Origin of the sequence: Blautia massiliensis (ex Durand et al. 2017) (assembly GCF_051861785.1) — a bacterium.
GTDB classification, from domain to species: Bacteria; Bacillota; Clostridia; order Lachnospirales; family Lachnospiraceae; genus Blautia_A; species Blautia_A luti_A.
Genome location: NZ_CP146725.1, coordinates 1,214,702 through 1,240,311, shown reverse-complemented (window position 1 = coordinate 1,240,311; position 25,610 = coordinate 1,214,702). Strand labels below are relative to the sequence as shown.

The 25,610-nt window shown below is 46.6% G+C and carries 21 protein-coding genes; 19 read left to right on the top strand and 2 right to left on the bottom strand.

The genetic code is table 11. The features are described from left to right. The first annotated feature begins 112 nt into the window (after positions 1-112). The 11 genes from uvrA to V9W66_RS05870 all read left to right on the top strand — a co-directional run bounded on the left by uvrA (position 113) and on the right by V9W66_RS05870 (position 16,102). Positions 113-2,962, top strand: coding sequence for an excinuclease ABC subunit UvrA (uvrA, locus tag V9W66_RS05920; protein WP_144093928.1), 2,850 nt, complete (start codon positions 113-115; stop codon positions 2,960-2,962). Positions 2,963-3,094: 132 nt separating this feature from the next. After that, on the top strand, positions 3,095-4,078 hold the full coding sequence (locus V9W66_RS05915; RefSeq protein WP_144093929.1) for a rod shape-determining protein: 984 nt from the start codon (positions 3,095-3,097) through the stop codon (positions 4,076-4,078). A 125-nt stretch (positions 4,079-4,203) separates the two neighbouring features. Beyond that, entirely contained in the window at positions 4,204-6,477 is a 2,274-nt protein-coding gene (gene recD2 / locus V9W66_RS05910) for an SF1B family DNA helicase RecD2 (protein ID WP_144093940.1), read from the top strand. After that, positions 6,474-7,181 carry a ComF family protein gene (locus V9W66_RS05905; protein ID WP_243121680.1) on the top strand — a complete coding sequence of 236 codons (708 nt, stop codon included), beginning with the start codon at positions 6,474-6,476 and terminating at the stop codon, positions 7,179-7,181. The genes recD2 and V9W66_RS05905 overlap by 4 nt, the downstream gene beginning before the upstream one ends. Before the next feature lie 147 nt (positions 7,182-7,328). Next, positions 7,329-7,763, top strand: a complete 435-nt coding sequence (locus V9W66_RS05900; RefSeq protein WP_144093930.1) for a hypothetical protein — start codon at positions 7,329-7,331, stop codon at positions 7,761-7,763. Next, positions 7,760-8,869, top strand: a complete 1,110-nt coding sequence (locus tag V9W66_RS05895; RefSeq protein WP_144093931.1) for a hypothetical protein — start codon at positions 7,760-7,762, stop codon at positions 8,867-8,869. The genes V9W66_RS05900 and V9W66_RS05895 overlap by 4 nt, the downstream gene beginning before the upstream one ends. A 42-nt stretch (positions 8,870-8,911) precedes the next feature. After that, positions 8,912-9,796, top strand: a complete 885-nt coding sequence (gene cdaA / locus V9W66_RS05890; RefSeq protein ID WP_015527426.1) for a diadenylate cyclase CdaA — start codon at positions 8,912-8,914, stop codon at positions 9,794-9,796. Further along, the gene (locus V9W66_RS05885) at positions 9,777-11,078 is read left to right on the top strand and encodes a CdaR family protein (protein WP_144093932.1); all 1,302 of its coding nucleotides are present in this window, start codon (positions 9,777-9,779) and stop codon (positions 11,076-11,078) included. Before cdaA ends, V9W66_RS05885 begins: the two co-directional genes overlap by 20 nt. A gap of 58 nt (positions 11,079-11,136) precedes the next feature. Further along, a complete protein-coding gene (locus tag V9W66_RS05880) occupies positions 11,137-11,400 on the top strand; it encodes an HPr family phosphocarrier protein (protein ID WP_015527424.1) in 264 nt (87 codons plus the stop codon). Positions 11,401-11,452: 52 nt separating this feature from the next. Then, positions 11,453-14,383, top strand: coding sequence for a L,D-transpeptidase family protein (locus tag V9W66_RS05875; protein WP_144093933.1), 2,931 nt, complete (start codon positions 11,453-11,455; stop codon positions 14,381-14,383). A gap of 171 nt (positions 14,384-14,554) precedes the next feature. Further along, positions 14,555-16,102 carry a GH25 family lysozyme gene (locus V9W66_RS05870; RefSeq protein ID WP_144093934.1) on the top strand — a complete coding sequence of 516 codons (1,548 nt, stop codon included), beginning with the start codon at positions 14,555-14,557 and terminating at the stop codon, positions 16,100-16,102. Positions 16,103-16,145: 43 nt separating this feature from the next. Here V9W66_RS05870 and V9W66_RS05865 read toward each other — a convergent pair whose 3' ends face one another. Further along, complete coding sequence (locus V9W66_RS05865; protein ID WP_144093935.1) at positions 16,146-16,484, bottom strand: EamA family transporter; 339 nt, start codon at positions 16,482-16,484, stop codon at positions 16,146-16,148. Further along, positions 16,477-16,827 carry an EamA family transporter gene (locus V9W66_RS05860; RefSeq protein ID WP_015527420.1) on the bottom strand — a complete coding sequence of 117 codons (351 nt, stop codon included), beginning with the start codon at positions 16,825-16,827 and terminating at the stop codon, positions 16,477-16,479. The genes V9W66_RS05865 and V9W66_RS05860 overlap by 8 nt, the downstream gene beginning before the upstream one ends. A gap of 168 nt (positions 16,828-16,995) precedes the next feature. Between V9W66_RS05860 and V9W66_RS05855 the strand changes: the two genes are divergently transcribed. The 8 genes from V9W66_RS05855 (at position 16,996) to V9W66_RS05820 (ending at position 25,607) form a co-directional block, all read left to right on the top strand. Beyond that, positions 16,996-17,928: a glycosyltransferase family 2 protein gene (locus tag V9W66_RS05855; RefSeq protein WP_144100518.1), complete on the top strand. Its 933-nt coding sequence runs from the start codon at positions 16,996-16,998 to the stop codon at positions 17,926-17,928. Next, the gene (locus tag V9W66_RS05850; protein ID WP_243125572.1) at positions 17,925-18,899 is read left to right on the top strand and encodes a hypothetical protein; all 975 of its coding nucleotides are present in this window, start codon (positions 17,925-17,927) and stop codon (positions 18,897-18,899) included. Before V9W66_RS05855 ends, V9W66_RS05850 begins: the two co-directional genes overlap by 4 nt. Beyond that, complete coding sequence (locus tag V9W66_RS05845; protein ID WP_144094814.1) at positions 18,896-20,188, top strand: ATP-grasp domain-containing protein; 1,293 nt, start codon at positions 18,896-18,898, stop codon at positions 20,186-20,188. The genes V9W66_RS05850 and V9W66_RS05845 overlap by 4 nt, the downstream gene beginning before the upstream one ends. Positions 20,189-20,276: 88 nt before the next feature. Then, entirely contained in the window at positions 20,277-21,407 is a 1,131-nt protein-coding gene (gene rffA / locus V9W66_RS05840; protein ID WP_144094812.1) for a dTDP-4-amino-4,6-dideoxygalactose transaminase, read from the top strand. 18 nt (positions 21,408-21,425) lie between these two features. After that, positions 21,426-22,742, top strand: a complete 1,317-nt coding sequence (locus tag V9W66_RS05835) for a D-alanyl-D-alanine carboxypeptidase family protein (RefSeq protein WP_144094810.1) — start codon at positions 21,426-21,428, stop codon at positions 22,740-22,742. A gap of 25 nt (positions 22,743-22,767) precedes the next feature. Further along, positions 22,768-23,325, top strand: coding sequence for a dTDP-4-dehydrorhamnose 3,5-epimerase (gene rfbC, locus V9W66_RS05830; RefSeq protein WP_138276577.1), 558 nt, complete (start codon positions 22,768-22,770; stop codon positions 23,323-23,325). Positions 23,326-23,336: 11 nt separating this feature from the next. Next, positions 23,337-24,143 carry an ABC transporter permease gene (locus tag V9W66_RS05825; protein ID WP_144094808.1) on the top strand — a complete coding sequence of 269 codons (807 nt, stop codon included), beginning with the start codon at positions 23,337-23,339 and terminating at the stop codon, positions 24,141-24,143. Positions 24,144-24,275: 132 nt separating this feature from the next. Beyond that, the gene (locus V9W66_RS05820) at positions 24,276-25,607 is read left to right on the top strand and encodes an ABC transporter ATP-binding protein (RefSeq protein ID WP_144094806.1); all 1,332 of its coding nucleotides are present in this window, start codon (positions 24,276-24,278) and stop codon (positions 25,605-25,607) included. The last annotated feature ends 3 nt before the right edge of the window (positions 25,608-25,610 follow it).

The following is a 25,610-nucleotide window of genomic DNA, read 5'->3' as shown; positions in this document are numbered from 1 at the left end:
GGCAGTATACTGATAAAAAATCAGAAGTTTTACAGCGGAATAAAAGAGGTAGATTCTGCTGTTGAGAAGAATACCGGAGTATTTTTTATGACCGGACAGAGTAGGAGGTTTCATGTCAGCAGAAGCAAACGATAAGAAGCGTTTTATCAGGATACGCGGAGCCAATGAGAATAATCTTAAGAATCTTAGCGTCGATATTCCCAGAGACCAGTTTGTGGTACTTACCGGACTCAGTGGCTCCGGTAAGTCATCTCTTGCATTTGATACCATTTATGCAGAGGGACAGAGACGTTATATGGAGTCACTTTCTTCCTATGCGAGGCAGTTCCTGGGACAGATGGAGAAACCGGATGTGGAGAGTATCGAGGGCCTTCCGCCGGCAATCTCCATTGATCAGAAGTCAACGAACCGGAATCCCCGTTCTACAGTGGGTACGGTAACGGAGATCTACGATTATTTCCGACTTCTGTATGCCCGTGTGGGAATCCCGCACTGTCCCAAATGTGGAAGGGAAATCCGCAAACAGACGGTAGATCAGATGGTGGATCAGATCATGACGCTTCCGGAACGCCAGAAGATCCAGCTTCTTGCACCGGTAGTGCGGGGCCGCAAGGGAACCCATGTTAAACTTCTGGATCAGGCCAGAAGAAGCGGATATGTGAGAGTGCAGATCGACGGAAATCTCTATGAGCTTTCTGAGGAGATCAAGCTGGATAAGAATCTCAAACATAACATTGAGATCGTTGTGGATCGACTTATTGTGAAACCGGGAATAGAGAAGCGTCTTTCCGATTCCATTGAAACCGTGCTGGATCTGGCGGATGGTCTGCTGGTAGTAGACACTATGGACGGGAAGCTTCTGAATTTCAGTCAGAGTTTTTCCTGTCCGGATTGCGGCATCAGCATTGATGAGATCGAACCCAGGAGCTTTTCCTTTAATAATCCATTTGGTGCCTGCCCGCAGTGTCTGGGTCTTGGATATAAGATGGAATTTGATATCGATCTGATGATCCCGGATAAGAAACTGAGTATCAATGAAGGGGCTATCGCTGTTCTCGGATGGCAGTCCTGTACCACGCAGGGAAGCTTTTCCAGAGCAATCCTGGATGCCCTGGCAAGGGAATATGAATTTTCTCTGGATACACCTTTCTGCGAGTATCCGAAGAAGGTCCAGGATATCCTCATCCATGGTACCGGCGGTCATTCTGTGAAGGTTTATTATAAAGGACAGCGGGGAGAGGGCGTTTACGATGTGGCGTTCCCGGGACTGATCCGCAATGTGGAGCAGAGATACCGTGAAACCGGTTCCGAGGCCATGAAGCAGGAATACGAGAGCTTTATGCGGATTACTCCGTGCACCACATGTAAGGGACAGAGGCTGAAGAAGGAGTCACTGGCAGTGACCGTGGCGGATAAGAATATTTATGAAGTGACCAATATGCCGGTACAGAAGCTGCAGGGCTTTCTCCGCGATCTGAAGCTTTCAAAGCAGCAGGAGCTTATTGGAAGACAGATCCTGAAGGAAATCCGCGCCAGGGTTGGATTTCTGGCAGAGGTTGGCCTGGAGTATCTTTCACTTGGAAGAGCTACCGGAACCCTTTCCGGCGGAGAGGCTCAGAGGATCCGTCTTGCCACACAGATCGGATCCGGGCTTGTGGGGGTTGCCTATATCCTGGATGAGCCGAGTATCGGGCTTCACCAGAGAGATAATGACAAGCTTCTGGGGGCACTGATGCGTCTCCGTGATCTTGGCAACAGTCTGATCGTGGTGGAGCATGATGAAGATACCATGCGTGCTGCAGACTGTGTCATCGATATCGGCCCCGGAGCCGGAGAACATGGCGGACAACTGGTCGCAATGGGGACAGCTGAGGATCTGATGAAAAATGAGCAGTCTGTGACAGGAGCTTATTTAAGCGGAAGGCTGAAGATCCCGGTACCGGAAGTGAGGAAGGAACCAATCGGATTTCTTCATATAAAGGGTGCGGCAGAGAACAACCTGAAGCATATAGACGTAGATATTCCTCTGGGAGTGATGACCTGTATCACAGGTGTTTCCGGCTCCGGTAAGAGCTCTCTGATCAATGAAATCTTGTACAAGAGACTTGCCAGAGACCTGAACCGTGCCAGAGTGATCCCCGGGAAACATGATGACATCCTGGGTATCGATCAGCTGGATAAGGTGATCAATATCGACCAGTCCCCGATCGGAAGAACTCCCCGTTCCAATCCTGCCACATATACCGGAGTTTTTGACCAGATCCGTGATCTTTTTGCAGCCACCGCAGATGCCAAGGCAAAGGGCTACAAGAAAGGCCGTTTCAGTTTTAATGTCAAGGGCGGACGGTGCGAGGCCTGCAACGGTGACGGAATCATCAAGATCGAGATGCATTTTCTTCCGGATGTATATGTGCCCTGCGAAGTCTGCAAGGGCAAGCGCTACAATCGTGAGACTCTGGAAGTGAAGTATAAGGGCAAGAGCATTTATGATGTATTGAATATGACTGTGGAAGAAGCACTGACATTTTTTGAGAATGTACCGTCGATCCGGAGAAAGATCGAGACCCTGTATGATGTAGGGCTTTCCTATATCCGTCTGGGTCAGCCCTCCACCACTCTTTCCGGAGGAGAAGCACAGCGTATCAAGCTTGCCACAGAACTCAGCAAGCGCAGTACCGGAAAGACGATCTATATCCTGGATGAGCCTACCACAGGACTGCACTTTGCGGATGTCCACAAGCTGATCGAGATCCTGCGCCGTCTGTCTGAAGGAGGAAATACCGTTGTGGTCATCGAGCACAATCTGGATGTGATCAAGACGGCGGATCATATTATTGATATCGGACCGGAAGGCGGTGACAGAGGCGGAACAGTAATTGCCAGAGGAACTCCGGAGGAAGTAGCAGAGAATCCGGTTTCCTACACCGGTAAATATGTGAAAAAATATCTGGAACAGAAATAACCGGTAAAAGTTCTTTTCAATTTCTGTGGTTTTGTATATAATGAAGTGCGGGAACGTTTCGGCACAGACCGGAACAGAATAAGTCAGAAATGCGTCAGCATATGAATGTGTATGACGCAGGCGGGAGGATTTATGCCGGCAAAGGATATTGGAATCGATCTGGGAACCAGAAACAGTCTGGTGTTTTCCACAGGCAAGGGAATCGTTTTAAGAGAGCCCTCTGTGGTTGTTTATGATAAAGATACAGAGAAGATCAGAGCAATCGGTGAGGAAGCCAGACAGATGGCAAGCCATCTGACTTCCAATATGGAAGTGATCTGGCCAATCCGAAGAGGTGTGATCGTAGATTATAATGTAATGGAAAAGATGCTGAAATATTTTATTTCACAGGCTATGGGACGTAGAGCGTTCCGGAAACCGAGAGTCAGCATCAGTGTTCCGAGCGGGATCACGGAGATTGAGCGTAAAGCAATTGAGGAAGCTGCCTATCAGTCAGGAGCCAGGGAAGTTTTTCTTGTGGACGAGCCCATTGCTGCTGCTATCGGTGCAGGTGTAGATATCACCAAGCCATTTGGTAATCTGATCGTGGATATCGGTGCAGGGACCACGGATGTTGCGGTCATATCGGTAGGGGGAGTGGTTGTTTCCACTTCTGTGAAGGTTGCAGGAGATAATTTTGATCATGCGATCATGAATTATGTACGTGAGAAGCATAGTCTCTTTATCGGGGAGGATGCAGCGGAGAATATCAAGATCAAGATCGGAACAGCCAGTGAAGAAGCGGATCTTCGCACGATGGAGGTCAAGGGCAGAAATATCATCACAGGACTTCCGAAGGTGGCAACACTGACTTCTGAGGAGATCCGGACCGCTTTGCGGGAAACGACCGGACAGATCGTAGAGACAGTCCATGGCGTTCTTGAAAAAACACCGCCGGAGCTGGCGGCAGATATCATGGACCGAGGAATCGTTCTTACAGGCGGAGGTGCCATGCTGCATGGAATGGATGCATTGATCGAGCAGAAAACAGGAGTCAGCACCCTGACTGTACAGGATGCAATGCTTGTAGTGGCTGCAGGAACAGGAAAATATGCGGAAATCATGTCAAGGATGTAAACCGTTATGAGGCGTCCGGACGGCACAGGGTCAGAGAAGAGACTGCCGCAGGAAACTCATACAGATAAGGCGCTGCAGCTGCAGTGCCTTTTGCTGTTATCAGAGGTTTACAGATGGAGAAGAAAATGAGTGAGACAGTTACAGGATATATAGATCATGTGATCTTCCGGAATGAAGATAATGGATATACGGTCATGGTACTGAAAGGGATGGAAGAGGAACAGGAACTGACCTGTGTGGGAACATTTCCTGCGATCACCCAGGGGGCTGCCATTGAAGCTTCCGGAAATTATACAACACATCCGGTGTATGGCAAGCAGTTTCAGATAGCCTCCTACGTAGAAAAAATGCCGGAGGATGCACTGGCCATGGAACGCTATCTGGGCTCCGGCGCGATCAAGGGGATCGGTGCGGCACTGGCAGCCAGGATCGTACGTCGTTTCGGCGATGATACCATGCGTATTGTGGAGGAAGAGCCGGAGCGTTTGGCTGAGATCAAGGGAATCAGCGAAAAAAAGGCCATGGAGATCGCAGAACAGATGACGGAGAAAGCAGATATGCGCCGCGCTATGATCTTTCTCCAGAAATACGGGATATCGCTGAATCTCGGCGCAAAGATCTATCAGAAATACGGACAGGCTGTATATGGAGTCCTGCAGGAGAATCCGTATCGCCTTGCAGAGGATATCAGTGGTGTGGGATTCCGTATCGCAGATGAGATCGCTTCCCGGATCGGGATCCATACAGATTCAGATTACAGGATAAGAAGCGGAATGTTGTATACTCTTCTGCAGGCTTCCGGAGAAGGCCATATCTATCTTCCGAAGGAGGAGCTTTTTTCCAGGGCATCCGGACTTCTGGGCGTAGATCCCTCCTACATGGAAAAGCATCTCATGGATATGGTGGTAGACCGGAAACTGATCCTGAAGGAAACAGAAGACGGTGCGGTGGTCTATCCCACACGATATTATTATCTTGAGCTGAATTCAGCCAGAATGCTCTGTGAGCTGAACATCCTCTGCCCGGAGGATGAGGAGATGATGGAGAAACGGATCAACAGGATTGAGAAGGAGACAGGGACCCGGTTGGATGAAATGCAGAAACAGGCAGTTGCGGCAGCAGCCAGCCACGGCCTGTTCATTCTGACCGGCGGACCGGGAACCGGAAAGACTACAACGATCAATGCCATTATCCGCTACTTTGAAGAGGAGGGCGCCGAGCTGCGGCTTGCAGCCCCAACCGGCCGTGCAGCCAAGCGAATGACAGAGGCTACCGGATACGAGGCTCAGACGATCCACAGGCTTCTGGAACTGAACGGAATGCCGGAGGAAGAGCAGGAAGGCCGTGCAGTTCATTTTGACAGAAATTCGGAGAATCCGCTGGAAGCGGATGTGATCATCATTGATGAGATGTCTATGGTGGATATCGCACTGATGCATTCGCTGCTTCTTGCAGTGACAGCAGGGACCAGACTGATCCTGGTAGGTGATGAAAATCAGCTTCCCAGCGTAGGCCCTGGAAATGTTCTGAGGGATATTATCCGCAGCTGCTGTTTTCCGGTAGTAGAGTTGAAAAAGATTTTCCGCCAGGCATCTGAAAGTGATATTGTGGTGAATGCCCATAAGATCAACCGGGGCGAGCAGGTGACCATCAATAACAAGAGCCGGGATTTCTTTTTTCTGAAAAGATATGACGCGGATATCATTATCCGTGTGGTGATCGCACTGATCCAGGAGAAGCTTCCGCGTTATGTAGATGCAAAGCCCTATGAGATCCAGGTGCTCACTCCTATGCGCAAGGGACTCCTGGGTGTGGAGCGGCTGAACCAGATCCTTCAGAGATATCTGAACCCGCCGGATGAGAAGAAAAAGGAGAAAGAGATCGGACAGCGTCTTTTCCGTGAAGGGGATAAGGTGATGCAGGTGAAGAACAATTACCAGCTGGAGTGGGAAATCCTTGGACGATACAAGATTCCTGTGGATAAAGGTGTGGGCGTGTTTAACGGAGATACCGGTATTATGACGGAGATTAATGAATTTGCGGAAACGGCCACCGTGGAATTTGAGGATGGCAGACAGGCAGAATATTCCTTCAAACAGCTTGAGGAACTGGAACTCGCCTATGCAGTGACCATACATAAGTCCCAGGGCTCAGAATATCCGGCAGTGATCCTTCCGATCCTTTCCGGACCAAGGATGCTGATGAATCGGAATCTTCTGTATACAGCAGTGACCAGAGCCAGAAAATGTGTTACCGTAGTAGGCAGTGAGACCACTTTTGCGGAGATGATCCGTAATGAAAAACAGCAGCAGAGATACAGCTCTCTGGACAGACGGATCCGGGAGCTGGATGAATCTGAACAGAAAGAGAGTGCCATCGGGGAGAAAGGACTTTTTTGAAAAAAACAGCAGATTTTTTACTGGACATGCTTTACCCGAAAAAATGTCCTCTGTGCCATCAGATACTGAAAGAAAAAGATCGGCTGATCTGTCCGGAGTGTTCCGGAAAGGTCAGACCTATATCCGGTCCCAGGTGTATGAAATGCGGAAGACCGGTAAAAATGGAAGAGGAATACTGTGAAGACTGCCGCAAGGGTGCCCATCATTTTACGGAGGGCAGAAGTATTTTCTGGTACGGAGAGGTCTGGAGACAGTCTCTGGTACGATTTAAGTATTACGGATGTCGGGAATATGGGGATTTTTATGCAAAGGCAATGAGCATCTTCGGAAAAAAATATCTGGAACGTTGGAAGCCTGATCTGATCGTTCCCGTTCCTCTGCATTCCAGAAAGAAAAGGATGAGAGGTTTTAACCAGGCAGCATATCTGGCAGAAAGGCTCAGTGAGCTTACAGGGATCCCATGGGAGGATCATCTGGTAAGGAAGATACGAAGCACAAGATCTCAGAAAAAACTCAATGCCATACAGAGACGTCAGAACCTGAAAAATGCATATCGGGTAACCGGAAAGATCCCGGGCTTTTCTGTACTTGTGGTGGATGATGTATACACAACAGGAAGTACGGCAGATGCCATGGCAATGTGTCTTCTTGAGGCAGGCGCAGAGAAAGTTTATTTTCTGACAATATGCGCAGGAAGGGCATGAAACAGCCGAAAAAACACTTTTCATAGGTATGGAACTATGCTACAATAAATTTGATTGCAGTTAAACAGTATAACTGTATGGAAAGCGTAATGCAGATCATATATCGGGGATTTTCCTGATACAGAAAGCTTATGAGGAGTTATTTTTATGGTAAATGAAGAAAAAGTGAAGATCATGAACCGGCTGGCCATGTATGAGCATGGAGAAGGCAGGAAATATCTTCCGGTGAGCAGATATTATCGAAGTGATTATATTGGGCTTGCACTGATCAGAAACTTTTTTCTGGTAACGATCGGATATGTATTGGGACTTGCAGGCGTTGCCGCATATTTCAGCGAATATCTTATGGATAATGTGAATAAGATTAATCTGGTCGAGGTTGGAATCTATATCATCGTCGGCTACCTGATCGTGCTTGCTGTGTATTCGATACTGACCTACATCCAGTATTCTGTGAAATATTTCCGAGCCAAGAAGAGTGTCAGGGAATATTATCAGGATCTTACAAGACTGGAAAAAATCTACGGGCGGGAGGAAAAAAGAAATCCGGTCAGGAGAAATGCAGGAGGACATAGAAAATGACAGCTTTACTTGAGATCAAACAGAATATCAAAAGATTTTACGGACAATATGAAGTATATATACTGCCGGTCCTGAAGTTTGTTCTGGCATTTGCCTATTTTCTCTGGATTAACAGCAATATGGGCTACATGAAACAGCTGGATAATATTTTTGTTGTCCTGATCCTGGCGCTTGTATGTTCGATCCTTCCGGTTTCCGTGATGATGTTTATGGGATTTGCGTTGATGATCGGGCACTGTTATGCAGTCGGGATCGAAACGGCAGGATTTATGCTGCTTCTTATTCTGTTCATGCTGATCCTGTTCCTAAGATTCAGCAGGTCACAGAATCTTGCAATGATCCTTACACCACTTTCCTTCGGATTTGGTGTTCCTGCACTTATGCCGATCGGAGCAGGCCTGCTGGGTAGCGCATTGTCAGCGCTTCCGGCCGGATGCGGTGTTGTGATCTATTATTTTATACGGTTTGTACATGCACAGTCGGCGGCACTCAGTGATCCTGCCGCAGAGATCACAGAAAAACTGAAGCTGATCTCTGACGGACTTGTCCACAACTGGGCAATGTGGATCACGGTGATCGCGTTTGTGGTAGTGATCCTGTTTGTGAACCTTCTGAGAACACGGGCGTTTGACTATGCATGGAGGATCGCTGTCATTGCCGGCGGCGTGATCTATATCCTGGTTATCCTTGCCGGAGATTTCTGCATTAGTATTACGGTAGCCATGGTGCCGATGATACTGTCCACAGTGATCTCCGTACTGGCAGGATTTGTTCTGGAGTTCTTTGTTTTTGGCGGAGATTACAGCAGAACAGAACGTCTGGAATATGAGGATGATGAGTACTATTACTACGTAAAAGCCGTTCCGAAGGCAACGGTCGCCACTTCTGAGAGAAGCATCAAAAAGATCAATGCGGAGCCGGTAAAAGAAGAAAAAAAAGAAGACCATGTTGTGTCTTTCAGTGATGATGTATTTCATGAGAAGAAAGAAATGCATACAGTAAAGATGCCGGATATGGTTTCCGAAAATACAGTAAGTGAGAAACCGCAGGGATTGGACAAGATCGATTTCGAAAAACAGCTGGAGGAATCTCTGAAGGATCTTTAAACAGGAACGATTGGAATAGCTCAGGAAGAAAGGAGGAGACTTATGCAGAATGTGCTGACAGTTGTGGCCGGATATCTGGGGAAGATTTCCCTTCCGGGATTTGGCGTGATAGATATCATTGAGATCGGACTGATTTCCTTTTTTGTATATCAGTTTATGGCATGGATCAAATTTACACGTGCATATACCCTTCTGAAGGGCATTTTGATCGTCCTTGGATTTATCCTGGTCGCATATATCTTCAAAATGAATACGATCCTCTGGATCTTCCGGAACCTGGCTAATGTGCTGGTGATCGGTGTGATCGTAATCTTTCAGCCGGAGCTGAGGAAGGCGCTGGAGCAGCTGGGACAGAAGAAGTTTGTTTCCAACATTATTCCCTTTGATTCCGGCAGGGAAGTGCAGGAGCGTTTCAATGACAAGACTATCAACGAACTGGTAAAGGCCTGTTTTGATATGGGTGAAGTTAAGACCGGAGCACTGATCGTGATCGAGGAAGAGATCCGGCTTGATGAATATGTGAGAACCGGTATCAATATTGACGGTATCCTTACCAGTCAGCTGCTGATCAATATTTTTGAGCATAATACACCTCTTCATGACGGAGCGGTGATCGTGCGTGGGAACCGTGTGGTAGCAGCAACCTGCTATCTGCCTCTTTCAGATAATATGGAACTGAGCAAACAGCTGGGAACAAGACACAGAGCAGGTGTGGGTATCAGCGAAGCTACGGATTCTCTTACGATCATTGTTTCGGAAGAGACAGGACAGGTTTCAGTGGCCAGAGGCGGAGAACTGTCCAGAGGGCTTAACAGCAAGCAGCTTCGTGAAGTACTTGTTTCTGCTCAGAATAAAAAGGTTGTTGACAACGGTAAGCTGAGAAATCTGCTGAAAGGGAGAGTGAAACATGAAGAAAAATCTGACTAAGAACATCCCTTTGAAGATCATGTCGATTATTGTGGGAATCCTGGTGTGGCTGATTGTAGTAAATGTTGATGACCCTATCATTACGAAAGGCTTTGTGATCTCAGATGTGCAGATCATCAACGAAGCTTATGTGGATCAGCTGGGTGAGATGGTCATGCAGGATGACCGTGAAAATTCCGTACGTGTTTATATTACAGGTGATCGGAAGACAGTCAACCGTCTCACCTCAAGTGATATTAAGGCAGTTGCGGATCTGCAGCAGGCCCAGTCTACCGATACAGATCCTGTAATGATTCCCATTACAGCGACCTGCTCCGGGATACTGCCGGAAAACATCAGTGTATCACCACAGAATCTGAGTGTCCATCTGGAAAAAAAGGTGACCAAAGAATTTGCGATCAATGTTACCAGTGATGACAGCAAGCCGGCACAGGGGCTGGAGATTGCTTCGCTCACCGCAAATCCGGAAAAAGTCCGTATTACAGGACCGGAATCTCTGGTTGGTAAAATAGATAGTGTGAGTGTGGATGTAAGTTCAAAACTTGACGGGATCGATCAGGATACGATGATCACGGACGCAGAACTGACTATCACAGATAAGAATCAGGACACTCTTTCATCAAATTCCATGAGCTATCTGAAATTTGACAACAATGGAAAAGTCAATGTTACGGCAAAGCTCTGGAAGGTGCGTTCTGATATACGGATCAGTGCGGGATATACAGGGGAACCAGCAGAAGGCTATGTTGTGGATAGTGTCACAACAGTACCGGAGACTTTCAGCGTAGCCGGAAGTGAGGAAGCACTGAACAATCTGAAACTTCAGGGAAATACCATTTATCTAGACAATGAGAATGTGGATATTTCAGGAAAGAGCAATGACGTGGAAAAGAAAGTAAACCTGTCAGAGCTTCTTCCGGATGGCCTCAAGCTGACATCCGGATCCAGTACGGATCTCTGGATCACAGTCAATATCCTGCCGGAGGGCAGTAAGATATACAGATTCCCGACAGAGGATATCAAAGTAAAGGGGCTGCCTGATGATCTGCAGCTGGCATTTGAAGTTGCAGATATTGAACTGAAGGTGCAGGCGGAAGACGGAGATCTCTCCAAATTTGATCTGAAGTCGGTGGGAGCAACACTTTCCATGGATGACTGGGAGGAAGGCAGTTACGAAGTACCGATCAAAATCAGTCTTCCGGAAGGCTACAAGCTGTTGGAGAATGTAACTGCCGAAATCAAGATCTCCAAGGTTTCCAATGTAGACAGCAGCAGTAAGTAAGGAATCACAGTTTTGGATAAGGCTGGAAGGATAAGTAATATAAAGGGAGACAGCGGCAATGTTAAGTTATAAGGTAACGGTCAGGAACCCGTCAGGGCTTCATCTTCGTCCCGCAGGGCTTTTGTGCGGCGAGGCAATAAAATACAAATCGTCCATAACATTTCAGTATGCAGGAGGTACAGCGAATGCCAAAAGTGTTCTGAGTGTTCTGGGTGCCTGTGTAAAAAGCGGGGATGAGATCACACTGGTCTGCGAGGGTGAGGATGAACAGGCTGCAATAGATGCACTTGTGGCTCTTATCGAAGGCGGACTGGGCGAATGATACGTAACAGATACAGTAATTATTTACATCATCATGATCAGGAGGGATTATTGTGAAGAGAAGAGTTGTGGCAATTTTTCTCAGTCTGACATTATGCATGGGCGGAACTCTGGAAGCCGGCGCTGCGGCTTTGGGAAGTACAGACGTGCAGATGGCAGCAGAGACAGCCGGCGATCCGGCTGAGGATGTATTCAGTGATGCAGCGGGAACGACTGTACAGCAGCCGGAGACAGAAGAGGATCAGGCAGGTATTACTGACAGTTCAGAAGAAACACCGGCTGAACCGGAGAACCCCGCAGAGACACCGGATGTTATAGAAACACCGGAGATTACAGAGACACCGGAAACTACAGAAGCACCGGGGACTACTGAGACACCGGAGGCTACAGAAGCACCGGATGCGATAACAGAAGACAGTACAGATCCGGGCGATGATTTCAGTGCAGGTGATGCACCGTCAGCAGATACCACAGTACAGAACAAAGTGGAGAACAACACAGCCGAGGAAACTTTTGCTACCGGAGCATCTCTGGTAAACGGTGTAGTCGTTGCCAAGACAAGCGACTGGGTTTCTGCAAACGGTTTTTACAGACTCCGCAAAAAGAAAGTTACTGCATCTGCAGCCCCGGAGGGGAAAGCTCCTGAGGATCCGGCAGAAAGCAGAGAGGAAGAGCAGAAAACAACAGTTGATGAAACAGATGCAGCAGTACAGGAGGTACAGCAGACTGAAGAGCTTCCGGATGGCGCAGCAGAGAGTGAGCAGGCTCAGGTACTCCAGAATGAGCCAGCAGAAGGAGAGCAGGAGACTGCAGCCGAGGAAGGTGCAGCAGAAGAAGTTTCTACAGAGAAAGTATCCGTAGCAGAAGCTTCTGCAGAGACAGCATCCGCAGATGTAGTGTCTGCAGAGGAGACATCTGCAGAGACAGCACCCGCAGAAACAGAGACAGAACCCGAAACATCAGAGAGCGTAGATAACGCAGAAACTCTTGCCCTGGATGAAGGGAACGCTTCTCAGGTATCAGAAACAGGTTCCATCGAAGATAATTATTTTACTGCGCAGGATGGTCTTCTTAAGATCAATACCAACGGACATGAGGGGTATTATCTTTTTAATGAAGACGGATATCTGGTAACCGGCCGCATGACCCGTGAACCAGGTGAAGCAGGTTATACCGGAACACAGAAGACAGAATGGTATTTCCTCGAAAGTTCCAAGGCTTCCCTGTATTCGGATTCCACCGGAAAAGCGATCACACCGTGGACCTCCAATCTTGGCCAGCAGAAGAGAAATTACTGGTTATGGACAGGAACTGTTTTCCGCTATTATAATTCCCAGGGTGATTACAAATCCATAGAGGCTCAGAACCTTGCAGGCAAGATCAAGAAGATCGGAAATGCTTATTATACACTGATGCGTAACGGAAAACCGCGAACAGGAATCCTGAAGCTGACAACCGGTTCCACAACATATCAGTATTACTTCCAGCCGGCATCAAAGGCAGGAGAGATCCCAGGAAAGCTTTTTTATGGCGGATGGACATATGTTTTAAACAGCAAAAATCAGAAACGTTTTATCTATTGTAGTCCGAAGGCTGCCACACGTGGACAGATCATGAAACATGGAGTTTATGTATCACCTGTAATGTCCAAGAAATATCGGTACATGCTGAATGCCAGCGGCTATGTTATGACGAATACAATGGCGAAGGCGCAGAACAACGCATATTATGTTTCAGACAGCAAGGGCCGTATCATTACAAAAAAACTTGTGAAGTATAAAGGCAGCAGATATTATTTCGGAGACAATGGCCAGAGAGTTTCCTGGAGGAACTGCTGGCATGGCTGCCCGGGTGCATCCAACAAGATTTATTATTTCGGAGGTACGGCAGGAAAAGTTGTTGAAAAATATGGCTGGCAGAAGGTGACTGATGCAAAAGGTCAGTTCTTCGGATGGTTTTACTTTGACAAAAATGGAAACCATTATAAGAGCCAGATGATAACAAACAAGTCCTCCAAAAAGAGCTATTACTTTAACAGCACAGGACAGCTTGCAACCGGAAAGACCAAGATCGGAAAAAATTATTATTTCTTTGCAACATCAGATGCCAATACGCACAGAGGATGGATGTACAAGAGTACATTGGTCCGTTACCAGAATCAGTGGTATTATGCAGGAGGCAACGGTGTTCTGAAAAAGTCAGGCTGGCAGAAAGTCGGTAAATACTGGTACTATCTGCAGAACTATACCGTTGTGACAAATAAATCCATGAAACGTGGTTCCGTAAATGGTTATCTGGACAGCCAGGGACGTTTCTCCACCGGTTGGGTGATCGTCAGCGATTATTATGATCAGGTTAGATATATTGATCCGGACAGCGGTTCCAGGTATCTGACCAACACAAGCAGATGGATCAATGGAAAACTATATTACTTTGATAAGAACGGTTACCGTCGCAATGATGTTTCCAGTATTTATGGCGGACCATATTACCTGGAGGTTGACAAGACTAACGGTGTTATGACTGTATATACAAACAGCAGCAAGACGATTCCGGTTAAGACGATCCGTGTTTCTGTAGGTCTCGCCGGAACACCTACATGGGATGGTACATACAGACTGACCCGCAGTCTGAGGTGGCAGCCACTGATGGGACCGTCCTGGGGACAGTACGGAACACATGTTGACGGATGCGGACAGGGAGGAATCTTTATCCATTCTGTAGCTGGCTCGACCAGGAGTGTTTACAATCTTCCGGCAGGTGAGTACCTGAAACTTGGTCAGCCGGCATCTCACGGATGTATCCGTGCCTGTGTGGCTGATGCGAAGTGGGTATATGAGAACTGTAACGGTTCTACGATCCACATTTACAGCAGCGGAAATTACGTTAACAATGAAGCCTTCAAGGGACCTTTAGGCCGCAGACCGCTGGCAACCTTCCGTGGAGCTGGAAACTTTGATCCTACAGACCCGGAAGTTCCGTGATCTTTGCCGAACAGTACCAGAAAGAAATATATAGAATAACAGAAGACCGATGTTCAGCCATAAAGAGCTGACATCGGTCTTTTTCCATATATGGCTTTACTTTCCATTTTTTCATATGTATAATAAAAGTTATACACAAATTAACAACATACTTTATGGAAGGAAACTAAAATGAAAAACTGGAAGAAATGGCTGGCGGCAGGCTGTATGGCAGCACTGCTGGGAATCGGAACAATGGGAACTACAGCGATGGCCATGGGCGGCGGAGGCGTAGACCGAAGCGAGGCAGTTGCTGAGGGAGAAAAGGTCCCCAGCGGGAAGGCAACACAGAATTCCAGGGTAAGTTCAAAGGCCTGGAAGAAGATCAACGGTGTCTGCTATAACGGAAGCGGCCAGAAGCTGGAAGGTGCTGTTACACGTGGGATCGATGTTTCCGAGTGGCAGGATACCATCAATTGGGCACAGGTCAAAAAGTCCAATGTAGATTTTGCCTTTGTCAGGATTTCCTATGGCCTGAACCATCTGGATAACACATATGATTACAACATGAAACAGGCAGAGAAGGCAGGTGTTCCGACAGGAACCTATGTGTACAGCCTTGCACTGAACACACAGCAGGCACTGAAGGAAGCACAACTTGCCATCCGTAAAATGGATGGATATAAAGTATCCTATCCGGTGGTTTATGACATTGAATATGATCAGATGCGTAATCTTTCCGCATCACAGATCGCGGATCTGGCAAAAACCTTCTGCAATGAGGTAAAAAAAGCCGGATATCATCCAATGGTCTACTGCAATACAGACTGGTATGACAACAAGCTTGACTGGAGTAAGATGACAGGGTATGATGTATGGCTTGCACGATATGGTGATACGATCCTGGCTCCTGACAAGAAAAAGTACAAATATACCATCTGGCAGTCCACCGATGGTGACGGCGGCGGATATCTGAACACCACCAAGGGGCTGGTTGCGGGAATCCCGTCTTATTCTACTGTAGATATTGACTTCGGTTATGTTGATTATACCAAGATCATCACACCCAGATGGCATGCACAGACCGGATACAAAGCATCCACCAGACCGGATACCAGCAACTATAAAGGAAAAACCGGCTGGGCAACAGAGAACGGAAAGAAATTTTATTATGTCAATGGTGTCAAAAAATACGGCTGGGTTCAGGTGAAAAATAAGAAATATTATATCCATAAGACCGCAGGAATGTACCGCTCAAGGCTGATCAGGGATTCCAGGAACATTTCCAGATATGTAGACAAAAATGGAGTCCTTGTGAAAAATACCTGGATTACCTATAAGGAGAAAAAATATTATTTTGACAAAAACGGACATGCATTAAAGGGCATGAAAAAGGTCGGAAAGAACTATTATTATTTTCAGTCCAAATACGGATACATGATGAGGCACGTGCGGTACATGAACAGCAGGAATGATGTATATTATTTTGGCGGTGACGGCGTTATGGTCAAAAAGGTATTTTATACATGGAGTGGAAACAATGAAAGCCATACCTATTATTTTGGCTCCAATGGAAAGATGCAGAGGGGCTGGCTGAAACTGGATGGAAAGAGATATTATTTTGATCCGGAAACAGGAATTATGTACAAAGATTGCACCATTAAGAAAAACGGAAAGAGCTACACATTTGATGAAAATGGTGTATACACAACTGTATCCGCAGCAAATAAGAAAAAATAAAAAAATGCCGGCAGCTTTACGTACGCTGCCGGCATTTTTATGATCATAAGGTATAAACAAGGATTCCAAGGATGATAATCAGATTCCCGATGATCTTTCCGCGGGAAATCTTTTCTGTCAGGATCCGCCAGGAAAACAGCAGGACAAAAACATAGGCGGCAGTATCGATCACCGGTCCGAATTTCATATCCACTTTGGTGTAGCACCAGGTATTCAGGAGCAACACTCCAAAAAAGATACCATAGGCCAGGATCACCCGCCAGTTCAGATATTCCCGGAGAGGATTTTTGTATTCCATATTGGCACTCTGCTTCAGAAGTACCTGGGAAATTGCCGAAAAAAAGGTTCCGGCCAGCATGATCAGCATAAATGTTCTATTCATATCTCTGCACCATCCAGACTCCGATCAGAACGATCAGGATGCCGATGATGTTCTGAAGCGAAAGATTTTCGTGAAAAATGATCACAGCCCATACCTGGGACCACAGAAGATAGACGCTTTTGTTGGCGTAGGCCGTGGAAAGGGAAAATTTTTTGATCACCTGCTGCCATGCAATGGCGTAGATCCCACAGTTTGCGATCATAAGAAAAAGAAATACATAGAGAAGAGGACTATGAAGCCCTTCTTTATTATAATAAACCGATGCAAGCTTGGAAAAAACGCTGGTAAGAGAAAACAGCAGGATATTCAGATGAAGCTGAATATAATCTTTGATTTTTGTCATGTTTCCTCCATATCATAAATGTGATTATCATAGACTGATAATCAATATATATCATCCGGCAGGTTTATGCAAGAAAATGTTTGAACAATGTAATGGTTTACAACAGGAAATGAAAATGATAAGATTAAAAGATAAGTGTCAATTGATACAAAAGAGAGGAAAAACGATATGTGTTTATATTCAGTGGTTGTTCCTGTATACAATTCAGAACATACGCTGCAGGAACTGTACACCCGTCTGGAAAAAGTATTCCGGGAAACGATAAAAGAAGAATTTGAACTGATCCTTGTAGATGACGGGTCCAGGGACCGGTCTTTTGCGGTTATGCAAGCACTTCGGGAAAAAGATCCCCGTGTTAAGATCATCCAGATGGCAAGGAATTTCGGACAGCATCCTGCGCTTCTGTGCGGATTTGCCCACGTAAAGGGAGAGTTCATCGTAACTATGGATGACGACCTTCAGCATCAGCCTGAGGAACTTCCCAAAATGATCAATGTAATGAAGGAACGTGACGATGTGGATGTGATCATCGCAAGCTATGAAGGACGTAAGCATAATCTGATCCGGAAGCTGGGCACAAAGCTGTCTGTATGGGCAACTTCCAAAATGCTCGGCAAGGATCCGAACCTTCAGATCACCAGTTATCGACTGATCCGCCGTTTCCTGGTGGAAGCCATGCTGAAGACCAATACGTATCTTCCGCAGATCGGAAATCTTCTGGTCTTAAGCTCCAACCGTATCATCAATGTTCCGGTGCAGCATGCGGCACGTGCATATGGAAAGAGCGGATATTCTTTTTGCCGCCTTGTGAAGGATCTCATCTATGATATTACTGCCCATACGGCATTTCCGTTGCTTATGGTGCGAAACATCGGCATTGCCAGTTTTCTGGTAAGCTTTTTACTGGGAATCTATTATCTGGTGAGATATTTTCTGTGCGGGATCTCAGTGGAGGGCTGGACATCCCTGATGCTTGTGATGCTGGCATTTTTCGGGCTGACTCTGCTTTCAATCGGGATCATCGGTATTTATCTCATGAATATTCTCAATGAGGCCAAAAAGATGCCGCACTATGTGATCCGTCAGGAGGAGACAGAATGATGAAAAAAGAGATCGGCGGTTATCTGGAACTGGAAGAACCGGCGGGACAGGAGTACTATCCGGATCTCTGTGGCGTAAATCTCGGAAGAACAGCGCTTTTGTGGCTGATGGAAGCACGCAGGTGCAAAAAGATCTATCTGCCATTTTTTCTCTGCGATTCCGTAACCGGTGCCTGTGAGAGGTACGGGGCAGAGATTGGATTTTATCATATGGATGAAGGGCTGCATCCGATCCTTGAGGAGAGAACCCTGTCAGAAGGAGAATATCTGTATCTGGTAAATTATTATGGCCAGCTTACCGATGATAAGATCCTGAAATATAAAAAAACCTATGGAAATATCATTGTGGATCATACGCATGCGTTTTTTCAGAAACCGCTGCCTGGGGTGGACACTCTGTACTCCTGCAGAAAATTTCTCGGAGTCAGTGATGGAGCATATCTGTCTACCGATGCGGAGCTGGAACCGGAAAAGAAGCCTCTGGACCACTCCATGGGAAGAATGGAGCATATTCTGGGACGTTATGAATATGATGCCGGAACCTTCTATCAGAAAATGCTGGATAATGCAGCAAATTATCATGAGATGGAGATCCGCCGGATGTCCCGTCTGACCGGAAACCTCCTCAGGACTATGGATTATTCCGGTATCAAAGCAAGAAGAGAACAGAACTACCGCCTGCTGTCGCAGCTTCTTCCTTCAAGGAATGCTTTTACAGGGGAGGTGCCGGAGGGACCGTTTGCCTATCCGTACTATCATAAGAACGGATTGGAGCTTCGACACTGGCTGGCAGGCCGGAAGATTTTTGTGCCGACAAACTGGCGCAATATCCTGGAAGAATTTGACAGGGATACCATGGAATATGACTGGGCTGCCAATGTGCTGCCGCTTCCCTGTGACCAGAGATACGGGGCAGAAGAAATGCAGTATATTGCGGATTCCATAAGAGAATGGGAGGAAACGGGATCATGAAACACAGATTGCTGATACTGGGAACGCTGGGAGAATTTGTGCAGCTGGTTCAGAAGGCCTGCGAAAAAGGATACTACACCATTGTCTGCGACGGATATCCGGATGGTCCGGCAAGAGCATTTGCAGATGAGGCATTTCAGATCCCGGTAACCGATACGGAACAGATCGCCTGCCTTTGCCGGGAAAAGGAGATCGACGGGATCCTCACATCCTTTTCAGACCTTCTTCTGGAATGTATGGTAAAGATCGCGGACCGGGCAGGAATCCCCTGTTATCTGAAACCGGAGCAGCTTCCCTGGTATCGTGATAAATCAGCGACCAGAGCACTGCTTATCGAACTGGGACTTCCCACTCCGGGTTTTCGAAAGATCCCGATCGCATATTTTAAAGACAGATCCAAAAGAACTCAGCTGAAAGAGCTGCTTGAGGGACTTCGCTATCCGGTGGTCAGCAAGCCACTGGATAAATACGGCTCCCGCGGGATCTATATATCCGAAGATCTGGAGGAGCTGATAAATGGTGCAGAAAAAACAGCAGGATTTTCTGATATGCCGGAGATTTTGGTGGAAGAATATAACGATGGCTATGAATTCAATATGATGACCTGGGTGCGACATGGAAAGGTCCATGTGATCAGTATCGCAGACCGTGAAAAGACATTTGTTGCCAAAGGCGAGATTCCCATCAGCACAAGAAATGTGTATCCTTCCAGATTATTGTCAAAAGTTGAAAAGCCTGCCACAGAACTTCTTCAGGCATATGCGGACAGAACCGGCCAGAAAGACGGAGCCCTTTCCATGCAGTTTTTCTGGAAGCCGGGAGAAGGTATCCAGGTCTGCGAGATCGCCGCACGATTTTTCGGATATGAGCATGAATTGACAGATATGGTCTATGGCTTTAATATGGAAGAGCTTCTTCTTGCATCTCTCTATGAGCCGGATAAGCTGAAAAAAATGCTTGCAGAACACGATGTTCATAAACCACAGTGCTGTGGAGCTGTCATTTATTTTCAGGGAAGGCTTCTTACCATCGGAGATCAGTCTGCGGCAGTCCGGCTGGGAGAGAAAGAACAGGTGGAAAAGCCCTGGATCTTTTATCAGGAAGGAGAGAAGGTCATTGAGCATGGCCCTAATCCGTATCTGGCATTATATTATGTAAAAACAGAGAATCGTAAGGAAATGGATCTTCTCACAGAGGAATTTTATGAGAAAATGCATATTCTGGATCCCAACGGCCAGGAGGTGGCATACCATAATCAAATCCCGGATTATACACCGGCAGAAAAATAGGCATTGAATTTACAACATGAGTGTGAGAAAATGGAATATACAGTTAATGTAGAAAAACCATGAAGAATAAGAAATAAAGAGGAAATACATGATTGATTTTAACAGACCTGCGTTTACAGGTAAGGAATTTGAGTACATCCGTGGCGCAGTAGAACGGGGAATGCTCTGCGGCGACGGGATTTATACGAAGAAATGTTCTGCATGGATGGAAGAGCGCTTTCATGTGGGCCATGTGATGCTGACAACCTCCTGTACCCATGCACTGGAGATGGCTGCTTTTCTGGCGGATATCCAGCCTGGCGATGAGGTGATCATGCCGTCCTATACTTTTGTATCAACGGCAGATGCATTTGTGCTTCGCGGTGCAAGGATCGTATTTGTGGATATCCGGCCGGATACCATGAATATTGACGAGAAGCTGATCGAACAGGCGATCACGGATAAGACCCGTGCGATCGTTCCGGTCCATTATGCAGGAGTGGCCTGTGAGATGGACACGATCATGGAGATTGCCGGAAGGCATGATCTGAAGGTAGTGGAAGACGCGGCCCAGGGTGTGGATGCCTACTATAAGGGAAAAGCCCTTGGCACCATTGGAGATTTTGGCTGCTACAGCTTCCATGAGACCAAGAACTATACCATGGGAGAGGGCGGCGCAATCCTGTTCAACGGGGAACAGTATCTGGAGAAGGCAGAGATCCTGAGAGAAAAGGGAACGGACCGCAGCAAATTTTTCCGTGGCCAGGTAGATAAATACCGCTGGATGGATTATGGATCCTCCTATCTTCCGAGCGAATTGAATGCGGCATATCTTTATGCCCAGCTGGAACAACATAAGAAGATCAGTGACAAGCGGATGCAGATCTATGATTTTTACAATGAGAATCTCAGATTCCTGGCGGAGGAAGGAAAGATCCAGCAGCCTTATGTACCGGAAGAATGCACACATAATGCACATATGTACTACATTAAGGTACATGATATCCAGGTACGCACAAGGCTTCTGAAATATCTCCGCGAAAAGGATATCTGCAGTGTGTTCCATTATGTACCCCTTCATTCCGCACCGGCAGGAAAAAAATTCGGAAGATTTTCCGGAGAAGATGTTTATACTACAAAAGAAAGCGAGCGTCTTATGCGACTGCCCATGTTCTATAATCTGAGCATGGAGGATGCGAAGAGAGTTGTGGATGCCATTGCTTCCTTTGACGGGTTTTGACAGAAGAAGGGAAAAACTATGAAAAAAATAAAAAAATTACTGGCAGTTTTCGCAGCAGTCAGCGTGGCGCTGATGCTGCCGGTACAGACTATGGCAGCAGTGGATCTGAATGCGAAATATGACATCAGCACCAATCAGATCCAGGGATGGCCGGCAGGACCGGATATTACATCGGATACCGGTATCCTGATGGATGCAGACACAGGAGTTGTTCTTTATAACAAGGGCGGAGATGAGCAGAGATATCCGGCCAGCATTACCAAGATCATGACCTTGCTGGTGGCAGTGGAGAATTCCACCATGGATGAGAAGGTGACCTTTACAGAAACCGGGGTGCGTAATGTTACGGCAGATTCCAGTAATATCGGCACACAGGTGGGCGAAGTCCTGACTATGGAGGATTGTCTGTATGCTCTGATCATCCAGTCGGCCAATGACGTTGCGGCACAGATCGCAGAGCATATCGGCGGCACAGAGCAGGCATTTATCGATATGATGAACCAGCGCGCCAGTGAGATCGGATGTGCCAATACACATTTTGCAAATTCCAGCGGACTTCCGGATGATAACCACTATTCTTCTGCGCGGGATATGGCACTGATCTTCAGAGAGGGCCTGAAAAATGAAACATTCCGTACGGTCGTGGGAACACCGGACTATATCATCCAGCCTACGAATATGAACAGCCAGCAGAGGATCCTGCATACCCATCATCCAATGTTTGCACCGGAAAGCGGATTTTATTATAAAGGATGCATTGGTGGAAAAACCGGAACTACCGTTGCGGCAGGGCATACACTTGTCACAGGAGTGACCAGAGATAATACCACATATATTGCAGTGACTATGCGTGGAACAGAGCTTTCCAATTCCTGTATGGACAGTACAGCTATGTTCAATTATGCATTTGAGAATTTCACAAAAACAGAAGTAAATGGCGGTTATGTATTTCTTCCAAAAGGGGTGGAGCTGAATTCCCTTACCGAGAAGTCAGAGAATACCAATGGGAAAACAGAAACCGGTTACTATTTCGGAGATTATCTGATCGGTACCGCGAGTGTTGCACAGGCAACCGATACACCGGTACCGGAACCAACTGCTGGGGCAGAGGACAGCCAGGAAACGGACAGCTCCGGATCGGAAGCTTCCACAGAAGTAGCAGAGGAAGATAACAGCAAAACAACAGAGAAGAGTACAGCCGGAGAGGACACCAGCGAAAAAAAGAGCATTCCTGCCCAGCGTAAGATCCTTCTTATAATCATGGCAGCGATGATCCTGATCCTGATCGCCCTTCTTGCGGCTCTCAGAATAAAAGAAAAGAAACATCACAAATAAATCAAAACAGAAAGGGAGAAAAAAAATGGGAAAAATAAAAGTAACGCAGTGCGGAGATATTGAAGGACTGAAAGTGATTGAGCCAACTGTATTTGGTGATTCCAGAGGATATTTCATGGAAACATACAATTATAATGATTTCAAGGAAGCAGGCATTGATGTGGAATTCGTTCAGGACAATCAGTCCAGCTCCCGTTACGGTGTTCTCCGCGGACTTCATTTCCAGATCAGCTATCCTCAGGACAAGCTGGTACGTGTGGTAAACGGAGAAGTGTTTGATGTTGCGGTTGACCTTCGTGAAGGCTCCAAGACCTTTGGAAAATGGTATGGTGTAGTCCTTTCCGCAGAAAACAAGAAACAGTTCTTTATCCCGAAGGGATTTGCTCATGGCTTCCTGGTACTTTCCGAGAATGCAGAGTTCACCTACAAGTGCTCTGATTTCTATCATCCAAACGATGAGGGCGGACTGATCTGGAATGACAAGGACATTAACGTTGAGTGGCCGATCCCGGAAGGCATGGAACTTATTTTCTCCGACAAGGATCAGAAGTGGGGAAGCTTCAAGGAATATAAGAATCGATAAGGAATTGCAGAATGAAGAAAATATTAGCTTTACCGGCGGAGCTGTACCAGAATCGAAAGCTGGTTTTAAGCCTTGCAAAAAATGATTTCAAAACAAAATATGCAGGATCCTATCTTGGTATTGTCTGGGCGTTTATCCAGCCTATTGTAACGATCCTGGTCTACTGGTTTGTATTTTCCGTAGGATTAAAGGCCGGAACAGTATCGGATTATCCTTTTGTACTCTATCTGGTGTCCGGCATTGTGCCCTGGTTTTTCTTCCAGGAAGCATTAAACGGTGGAACCAATGCCCTGATCGAATACAATTATCTTGTGAAGAAGGTTGTATTCAAGATCAGTATCCTTCCCATCGTAAAAATAATTTCCGCACTTTTCGTGCATATTTTCTTTTTGGCCTTTGCACTGATCTTATGTGCATGCTACGGATATACACCAAGCCTTTATACACTGCAGATCATTTATTACTCTGTCTGCACCTTCCTTTTTGTACTGGGACTTGTGTATGCTACAAGTGCGATCGTCATTTTTTTCCGTGATCTGACTCAGATCATCGGCATTTTTCTTCAGGTGGGTGTATGGCTTACACCGATCATGTGGGATATCAATATGCTTTCTTCATATCCATGGCTGATCAAGCTGTTTAAGCTGAATCCGATGTACTATGTAGTTACGGGCTACCGTGATTCCATGCTTGGCCATACCGGGATCTGGAATCATGCTTCATGGACAATCTATTTCTGGGTAGTTACGATCCTGCTTTTCGGACTGGGATCTGTAATATTCAAACGTCTGAAGCCGCATTTTGCAGATGTGCTTTAATTGAATGCGGATGACGGATATCCGCCTGTTCCGGACCGGACAGCTCCCATCGGGGATCTGTTCCGTACGGATAAAAAGCGGAATGGCGGCGGATTGCGAGAGTGAACGATTTACACAAAAGTGAGGTTGAAAATGGCAGAAGATATTGCGATTTCAGTAAATGATGTCAGTAAGATGTACAAGCTTTACGATAATCCTATGGATCGTCTTAAGGAGTCCCTGGGATTATCCAGAAAAAAGAAATATAAAGAGCATTATGCTCTCAACCATGTATCCTTTCAGGTGCATAAGGGAGAAACAGTGGGAATTATCGGAACAAATGGTTCCGGTAAATCCACGATCCTGAAGATCATCACCGGCGTACTTTCGCCCACAGCCGGGGAAATAGCCGTAAACGGAAGGATCTCAGCGCTTCTGGAACTGGGAGCCGGATTTAACGGAGAATATTCCGGACTTGAAAATGTATATCTCAACGGAAGCATGATCGGTTTTTCCAGGGAAGAGATCGATGCCAAGCTGCAGTCTATTCTGGATTTTGCAGATATCGGTGATTTTATCTATCAGCCGGTAAAAACATACTCCAGTGGTATGTTCGTGCGTCTGGCTTTTGCGGTAGCTATCAATATCGATCCGGAGATCCTGATCGTTGATGAGGCTCTTTCCGTAGGAGATGTATTTTTTCAGGCAAAATGTTACCGGAAGTTCGAAGAGTTTAAGGAAATGGGGAAGACCATTCTGTTGGTAAGTCATGACCTGAGCAGCATCGGAAAGTACTGTGACCGTGTTGTACTTCTCAACAAAGGTGAGAAGCTTGCAGAGGGTGGTGCCAAGGAGATGGTCAATCTTTACCGCCGTGTGCTGGTCAATCAGTACGACGATGCAGATCTGGAAGAAAACACAGACGATGTTGAAGATACAGAAGAAAACCAGGATCCGGAGAATCAGACTGCCGGAGCAGATGTTTCACTGAAAGTTCATGACGGAGACGGAAAAGCCATGAAAGACAGCCTGAACCTGAATCCGGAAGTCCTGGAATACGGCAGCAAGCTTGGCGAGATTGTGGATTTTGCCATCCGGGATGATACAGGAATGATTAGCAATGTGATCGAAAAGGGAAAGGAATTTTCTGTTCAGATGAAAGTGAAGTTCCAGGCTGATGTCAGTGATCCGATCTTTGCATTTACCCTGAAAGATCTGAAAGGCACCGAGATCACAGGAACCAATACCATGTATGAACATACGCCTCTGAAACCGCAGAAAGCAGGCGATGTCCGTGAGATCACCTTCAAACAGGTGATGCCTCTGGAAGCAGGGGAATATATGCTGTGTCTGGGCTGCACCGGATATAAAGACGGCGATTTTACCGTATTTCACCGTCTTTACGATGTGTGTAACCTGACTGTGATCACAGATAAGAAAGCAGTGGGATATTTTGATCTGTTTTCCAAAGTATCTGTGAAATAAGTG